The sequence below is a fragment of the Saccharopolyspora sp. NPDC050389 genome (assembly GCF_040655595.1).
Taxonomy (GTDB): domain Bacteria; phylum Actinomycetota; class Actinomycetes; order Mycobacteriales; family Pseudonocardiaceae; genus Saccharopolyspora.
Genome location: NZ_JBFAKG010000230.1, coordinates 1 through 1,290, shown reverse-complemented (window position 1 = coordinate 1,290; position 1,290 = coordinate 1). Strand labels below are relative to the sequence as shown.

Here is a 1,290-nt window from a genome sequence, read left to right as displayed (position 1 = left end):
CGACCTGTCCTCGCTCAGGACCTCGTGAACAGTTTGTGTCTCAGGACCTCGTGAACGCTGGCTGGCCTGCTGCTGTGATCATCAGCGGTGGGTGGAACAGGGTTTTCGATGGATCCAGACCTGGTCGCGGCGGTTGCCGCGGTGGCTGGTGGAGACAAGATCAACGTGTCGGGGTTCTGTGCTGAGCACAAGATCTCGCGCACGGTGTTCTACAAGTACGTCAACCGGTTCCGGCAGGAGGGCGCGGCGGGGTTCATCCGCCGCTCCTCTGCCCCGCGCCGGCGGCCGACGGCGAGCTCGGCGCAGGTGCGTGAGGCGGTCGTGCGGGCCCGCAAACAGCTGGCTGAGGAGGGGCGGGACAACGGGGCCATCTCGATCGGGTGGCGGTTGGAGGAGCTCGGGGAGGTGCGGGTGCCCTCTCGTGCCACGATCCACCGGATCCTGGTCGATGAGGGGCATGTGACCCCGCAACCCCGCAAACGCCCCCGCACCAGGCGTCGGTTCGAGTACACCGAAGCAGGCGGGCTGTGGCAGATCGACGGGATGGAGTTCTACCTCGCCGGTGGCGAGAAGGTGTGCATCCTGCAGATCCTGGACGATCATTCCCGGCTGGACGTGGGAACCTACGCCGCCTCCAGCGAAAACGGGGACGAGGCGTGGGCAGCGTTGCAGCAGGCCTTCGCCGGCTACGGGCTACCGGTGAAGGTCCTCACCGACAATGGTCTGGCGTTCTCAGGTAAGCACCGCGGCGGCATGGTCGATCTGGAACGCCGCCTGGCCGAGGCCGGGGTGCACACGATTGCCTCGTCGCCGTATCACCCGCAAACCTGCGGGAAAGATGAACGCAGCCACCAAACACTGCGTAAATGGCTTGAAAAGCAGCCAGCACCAAGCACTCTCAGCGAACTTCAACAACTTCTGGAAATATACCGGGAAATATATAATAACCGGCGGCATCAAGGCATCGGAGGCCGGACCCCGCAGCAGCGCTATGACGCCGCCACCAAAGCCACCCCGAGCGGGCCGGTCCAGCTCGCTGGTGTCGCCCAGCGTCCAGTCACCAGCACCGGCGTGGTCGCTTTCTCCGGCTGCTCGATCGTCATCGGCCGCCGCTGGGCCGCACAGGCCGCTACCGTGTACTGGCAAGGTGACCGCGTCAGCATCATGATCGGCGACACGGTCGTGCGGACGCTGACACTGGACCGCAGCGTCCGCTACCAACGACTCACACCCAAACTGTCCACGACGTCGTGAGACAAAACTGTCCGTGAGGTCCTGAGACATGACAGG

Annotated in this window: 1 protein-coding gene; it reads left to right on the top strand. The window is 64.6% G+C overall.

What is annotated here, in order from left to right:
* Window positions 1-108 precede the first annotated feature (108 nt).
* Window positions 109-1,254 carry a DDE-type integrase/transposase/recombinase gene (locus AB0I53_RS49595; protein ID WP_358618225.1) on the top strand — a complete coding sequence of 382 codons (1,146 nt, stop codon included), beginning with the start codon at window positions 109-111 and terminating at the stop codon, window positions 1,252-1,254.
* The last annotated feature ends 36 nt before the right edge of the window (window positions 1,255-1,290 follow it).